Consider the following 6,501-nt stretch of genomic DNA (forward strand, 5'->3'; position numbering starts at 1 on the left):
CTTAGGGGTGTAGCGGCTTAGGAAGAGGATATCTGATAACTTTCGTTTTATGTTTTATATAAATTTACCATTTTTTTTAAGTTTTGATTGCTTATGTCTTACCCAATCAGCAACAAAAGTGATCAAGTTGATAACTACCATGGGACTTTAGTTACAGATCCTTACCGTTGGTTAGAAGAACCGGACTCAGCAGAAACCCGCAGATGGATTGCGGCTGAAAATCAAGTTACTTTTAATTACTTAAGAGAAATTCCTGCTAGGGAGAAAATTAAACAACGCCTGACTAAACTTTGGGATTATGAAAAGTATGGTACACCATGTAAAAAAGGTAATAACTACTTTTATGTCAGAAACGATGGACTGCAAAATCAAAGCGTCCTCTACACCCTAAAAAACCTTGATGGTGAACCTAGAGTTTTACTGGACCCTAACAAACTCTCAAGCGATGGTACTATTGCCCTTTCAAGATTAGCCATTAGTGAGAATGGTCAACTGGTAGCTTATGGTATATCTATATCTGGTTCAGATTGGCAAGAGTGGAAAGTTTGTGATGTGGAAACAGGCGAAACCCTCCCAGATCATCTGAAGTGGATTAAATTTTCTGGTGCTTCCTGGACAAAGGATAACCAAGGTTTTTTCTACTGTTGTTACGATGAACCAAATGCAAAAACTAAATTAGAAGATGTGAATTATTATGAAAAGCTTTATTATCATCAACTAGGTACTACCCAATCTGAAGATGTGTTAATTTACCATCGTGACGACCAAAAGGAATGGGGTTTTAGTGCTGAAGTAACTGAAGATGGCAATTATTTAATTATTTATGTTTGGGTGGGAACTGATGTGAGAAATTTAGTTTTCTACAAGGATTTAAATAACACCCATGCAGAAGTTGTAGAACTAATTAACCAGTTTGAAGCTAATTATAGTTTTATTGAAAATGATGAGAGCGTCTTTTATTTTCGTACAGATTTCAAGGCTCCACGGGGCAGATTAATTGCTATTGATACCGAAAACCCTGCTCAAGAAAGTTGGCAAGAAATTATCCCTGAATCTGCCGCAACTTTGGAAAGTGCGAAAATTATCAATAATCAATTTGTTGTTCACTACCTCCAAGATGCACGTACTCAAATTAAAATTTTTGATCTGAATGGCACATTAGTGCGTGAGGTAGAATTACCTGGAGTTGGTTCAGCAGGTGGTTTTAGTGGCAAGCGCAATGATACTGAAACTTTTTATAGTTTTACCAGCTTCACTGTACCAGAAACGATTTATCGCTACAACATGGTGACGGGTAAAAGTGAGGTTTTCCGTCAGCCACAAATAGATTTTCATCCAGAGGATTATGAAACTAAACAAGTATTCTACAGTAGTAAGGATGGTACTACAGTACCAATGTTTATTACTCATAAAAAAGACATTAAATTAGATGGTAATAATCCCACTTACCTCTACGCTTACGGCGGTTTTAATGTCTCAATGACTCCTGATTTTTCTGTGAGCATATTGGTATGGATGGAGATGGGTGGTGTTTATGCTCTGCCAAATATACGCGGTGGTGGCGAGTATGGCGAAGAATGGCATCAAGGGGGAATGAGGGCGAAAAAGCAAAATACCTTTGATGATTTTATTGCGGCGGCGGAGTGGTTGATTGATAACAGTTATACACAAACTGGGAAATTAGCGATCGCCGGTGCTAGTAATGGCGGGTTACTGGTGGGTGCTTGTATGACTCAGCGTCCTGAGTTGTTTGGTGCAGCTTTACCAGCGGTGGGGGTAATGGATATGTTGCGATTTCATAAATTTACCATTGGCTGGGCTTGGACTAGTGAATATGGTTCACCAGATAACCCAGAGGAATTTCAAACAATATATAGTTATTCGCCACTGCATAACCTCAAACCAGGGACGGTTTACCCTGCAACTTTAATTACCACAGCAGACCATGATGACCGCGTTGTTCCTGCTCATAGTTTCAAATTTGCCGCAACTTTGCAAGCTAGTCAAGCTAGTGATGCACCAGTGTTAATTAGAATTGAGACGAAAGCCGGACATGGGACGGGTAAACCCACACAGAAGATGATTGAAGAAGCAGCAGATAAGTGGGCGTTTTTGGTGCAGACTTTGAGGGTTATTTTGTAAGTTGTCATATTTCCTATTTAACCTGTGATCCAGTTAAAGCCTCAAAACCTGAGACTATATCGAGGAGTTCAGCAGTAATAGAACTTTGACGTTGGCGGCGATACTCAGCATTAAGGTCTGATAACCGTTCGGTGATATTCTTTTGTGCAGCTTGCATTGAAGAAAGGCGACTGGCGTTTTCACTGGCTAAAGATTCAGCAAAGGCACGGTATAAAGATATAAATAAATATTCGCGGACTAATGCGGAAAATAATTGATTTTCATCCATGGTAAAACTTGGTAATACTGGGGTAGGCCAAGCTTTGGTTTCTAAATTGTGCAACCAATGGGGGTCAACAGGTAAAAGCTGTAAACTCGTGGGGCGATAGGATGCACCAGAAAGAGATTTGTTGTAAAACAAAATAATCTGCTGGAGTTGTTGCTGTGTTTGCCATTGTTCGATGGTCAGCAACATTTCCTGCACGATAGAAGTGATTTGGCTCAGAGAATTAGGTAGAGAAAATTGGTCTGTGATGCTTTTTTCTAATGCTTCTAAGGGGTAGATTAACTGCGTTCCCACAGCGGCAATTTTGATGCTGTGTGGCTGTAACTCATTGAGTTGTTGCACAGCATAAGATACTATTCGCTCATTAAATTGACCGCACAGGCCTTGGTCTGAGCCAAATATAATTACAGCTATAGAATTATGAGATGATTTGCTGGTGGTTGCAGATGCTAATATACCCCGTTGTTGACAAAAATATCGCTGTTTGAGGACAATTTGTAATCCCATCTCGATGGTGCGGTTATAGTCAGCTAAGGATTCTACAGCTGTTTGATATTGTCTGATATTGACAGCGGCGAGGGCTTTCATGGTTTTGACTACAGACTGTAAATCTTGAACAGTACCAATTTGAGCTAATAATGATTCAATTGTGGGCATTTTCTGATTCCTCGGACTGGTGGGGGTGCAAAAAAGCTATGGCCTGTTGGACTAGATTTAACAAAGCGTTTTTATCTTCATCTCTGAGCTTTTCACCTCCTTGAATGCGATCGCTCACTTGGGGTAATTGTTCTGTAACTTTTTGGCGAACTGCTCTAGCCGCTTCCTCAATTTTATCTAGTGGGATGTCGTCAAAAATACCCTCAGTTACAGCTAACAAGACAGCAATCTGTTCTTCTACAGGTAAGGGTTGATACTGGGACTGCTTGAATATTTCTCGCACACGTCTCCCCCGTTCCAAGGTGTGGCGGGTTTCTTCATCTAACTGTGTACCAAAGCGAGCAAAAACCTCGACTTCCTGAAATTGTGAGTAAGACAGCCGTAAATCTCCAGCTACAGCGCTATAGGCTGGTAACTGGGTTTTTCCACCGACTCTGGAAACTGACTTACCTACATCCACTGCGGGTAAAATACCTTTTTGAAACAAGTCGGGAGATAAATAAATCTGTCCATCGGTGATAGAAATTAAGTTAGTGGGAATATATGCAGAAATGTTCTGCGCTTGGGTTTCCACAATTGGTAATGCAGTGAGTGAACCACCCCCAAGTTCTTCTCGCAGGTGGGTAGCACGTTCTAATAGTCGGGAGTGAATGTAGAAAATGTCACCAGGATAGGCTTCTCTCCCAGGGGGGCGGCGTAATAACAGTGAGAGTTCCCGATACGCCCAGGCGTGATGGGTTAAATCATCGTAGACAATTAATACATCCCGGCCTTGTTCCATGAAGTACTCAGCAATTGTTGTGGCGGCGTAGGGGGTGATATATTGTAATCCCGGCGGATCTTCCCCAGATGCTACTACGACAATGCTATATTCCATGGCGTTATGGTTGCGTAGGTCGGCTATTACCTTGGCTACGGCTGAGGCTCGTTTACCAATGGCGCAGTAAATGCAAATGACATTTTTGTGCTTTTGATTGATTATAGTGTCTGTGGCGATCGCAGTTTTACCAATTTGGCGATCGCCTACAATTAACTCTCGTTGTCCCCTACCAATAGGCACCAAAGCATCAATCACTTTTATACCTGTCTGTAAAGGTACTGTTACGGGGGCACGATCCATAATTGCTGCGGCTTGTCTTTCCACAGGAAGACGTTCTGTATACTTAATTTCACCTTGATTATCCAGGGGCTTGCCTGTAACATCTAGTACACGTCCCAAAAGTGTTTCGCCGACAGGTACATCTAAAACTCTGTGAGTGCGTTGTACCTCTTGTCCGGCGGCTATGTGTGTACTATTACCCAATAATATAACACCAATTTCCGTAGCATCTAAGTTAAAAGCAATTCCTAATACATCCCCCGAAAAGCGTAATAGTTCATCGGCTTTGACGCTGGATAAACCCGATACGTTGGCAATTCCTTGATATACGGATTTAACTATGCCAATTTCACAAGTTTTTATCTGGGGTTGGTGGTTATCTAATACTTGTTTCAGGTTTGTAAAGGTATTATTTAGGACTGTTTGTAAGGACTGTTGTTTGTTCATGAGATTTGTCTCACGTGGAGGCACAGTGGCGAAAAGGAGGATAATTTTAATTCGTGCTTTGTTTGATGATGGCGGAGAATTCTTCTGAGAGGGTTTCTAGGTAGTCGTTGAATGTCCAGGAAACTTGATAATTGGATATTTGTAGTTTTATACCGCAGATGTTATCTGAGGATATGGTAAATTTGATATTTTTATCTTGACTGATTTTTTGGTCTTCCAAGGTATTAACAATTTTTGCTCGCTCAGGTGGGGAAATATCAAAACTGCTATAAATAACAATTTCTGGCGATGATTGGTTTACCAGTGTTTGAATTTCTGTTCTATCTATTTTTTGCAGACGATTTAAAAATACCTTGATCACTTGTTGTTCTAAACTTGCATCTGCTAAATCTTGCAAAGCACGGCGGGTAATTGCATAGGTTTGTTCCTGTACTTGTTGGCGCAAACTTGTTAAAAATTCATCTTGATCCCGCTCAATTGCTTCCCGCCATCTTATCTGCATCGATTCAATTTCTTGGCGCGCTTGGTGGATTAATTGTTGACGTTCTTCGTCGGCTGTGGCTCTAGCTTGATTGATTAAAGTAGCACGTTGTTGATTTAATTCTTGTTGCTGTCGGCGATATAATTGAGCTTCTTGTTCTGCTTCTTCCTGTTTTAATTGTGCTTCTTCCCAGCGATTGGTAATTTTTCGCTGGCGTTCTGCCATAGTTTTAGTTATGGGTTTGTACAAAAACCGCCACAGCAAAAAAACTAAAATTAGGAAGTTGATAATTTGAGCGATGACTGTAAACCAATCAATCAGCATAGATAATCTCACCCTGAATTATTTGCTAGTAAAATAATCCCAAAAAGGATTAGCAAAAATCAAAATCATTGATACCACAAAACAATAAATAGCCGTAGACTCAATAATTGCCAAACCCACAAATAAAGTGCGAGTAATAGTGTTAGCTTGGTCTGGTTGTTGAGCTATTGCGCCCAAAGCCCTGGCCACTGCCCAACCTTCAGCAATAGCCGGACCGACCGAACCAATTGCAATAGTCAAGCCAGCAATAATAATAGAAACCATACCAATCAAACCAATATTATCAATATTCATCTGTGTTTATCTGTGTATATAGCATTTACCATGCTCGTGAGGTACATTTTTTTTTAGTTTGAGGGAACAGGGAATAGGGAATAGGGAATTGGTGTGTACTTCATGAGCCTGAAAAAGGCTATATCTTTGGACAAATAGATTACAATTTACTTCCTACCTTACCCTATAAGCCCGAGTTGCAGAGGCAATATATACCATAGCCAAAATTGCGAAAATATATGCTTGAATAATCCCAATTAACAGCCCCAATAACCTAATTATAATCGGAAAAAATAAAGGCACAAGAGAAACCAAAATAGCCACTAACATAGAACCACTCATAATATTACCAAACAAGCGCACAGCTAAAGCCAGAGTCCGGGAGAATTCGCTAATAATATTAAAAGGCAACATTAAAGGTGTAGGCTGAATATAATTTCTGAGATAACCTAATAAACCTCGATTGAGAATCCCAAACAAGGGCACAGCTACAAAGACAGACAGAGCTAAGGCCGCTGTAGTAGAGAGGGAACCTGTGGGAACTTGATAACCAGGGAAAATAGTCAGTATATTAGCGAGAGCTATAAACAGAAACAAAGTACCGACAAAAGGCAAATATTGATTTGGTTCTTGTTGACTGACTTCTCTAATTTGCTGGTTGATGGTATCTATAATAGGACTTACGCATTGACAAAAAACATGATCTATGATGGCTAGATCATGCGATCGCTATTAAGATTAGCAAAAATATGCTCACGGACAACAGAAGTAAATAGATTCCTCTGTACTTCATACCAATTGCTAATTATATTT

General features: G+C 40.3%; 6 protein-coding genes. 1 reads left to right on the forward strand and 5 read right to left on the reverse strand.

Annotated elements, in window-relative coordinates; all coding sequences use genetic code 11:
- Positions 1-93: 93 nt before the first annotated feature.
- On the forward strand, positions 94-2,142 hold the full coding sequence (locus NWP21_RS06565; protein ID WP_280792073.1) for a prolyl oligopeptidase family serine peptidase: 2,049 nt from the start codon (positions 94-96) through the stop codon (positions 2,140-2,142).
- A 13-nt stretch (positions 2,143-2,155) separates the two neighbouring features.
- On the opposite strand, the gene NWP21_RS06570 is transcribed toward NWP21_RS06565, so the two are convergent.
- The 5 genes from NWP21_RS06570 to NWP21_RS06590 form a co-directional block, all read right to left on the reverse strand.
- Positions 2,156-3,064, reverse strand: coding sequence for a F0F1 ATP synthase subunit gamma (locus NWP21_RS06570; protein ID WP_280792074.1), 909 nt, complete (start codon positions 3,062-3,064; stop codon positions 2,156-2,158).
- Entirely contained in the window at positions 3,051-4,610 is a 1,560-nt protein-coding gene (locus tag NWP21_RS06575; protein ID WP_280792075.1) for an alternate F1F0 ATPase, F1 subunit alpha, read from the reverse strand. The genes NWP21_RS06570 and NWP21_RS06575 overlap by 14 nt, the downstream gene beginning before the upstream one ends.
- Before the next feature lie 46 nt (positions 4,611-4,656).
- Positions 4,657-5,415: a F0F1 ATP synthase subunit B gene (locus tag NWP21_RS06580; RefSeq protein WP_280792076.1), complete on the reverse strand. Its 759-nt coding sequence runs from the start codon at positions 5,413-5,415 to the stop codon at positions 4,657-4,659.
- Positions 5,416-5,433: 18 nt separating this feature from the next.
- Positions 5,434-5,709, reverse strand: coding sequence for a F0F1 ATP synthase subunit C (locus tag NWP21_RS06585; protein ID WP_271732535.1), 276 nt, complete (start codon positions 5,707-5,709; stop codon positions 5,434-5,436).
- 153 nt (positions 5,710-5,862) lie between these two features.
- Complete coding sequence (locus tag NWP21_RS06590) at positions 5,863-6,399, reverse strand: F0F1 ATP synthase subunit A (RefSeq protein ID WP_348519759.1); 537 nt, start codon at positions 6,397-6,399, stop codon at positions 5,863-5,865.
- Positions 6,400-6,501: the final 102 nt, after the last annotated feature.

Source organism: Anabaenopsis sp. FSS-46 (genome assembly GCF_029891665.1).
Classification (GTDB): domain Bacteria; phylum Cyanobacteriota; class Cyanobacteriia; order Cyanobacteriales; family Nostocaceae; genus Anabaenopsis; species Anabaenopsis arnoldii.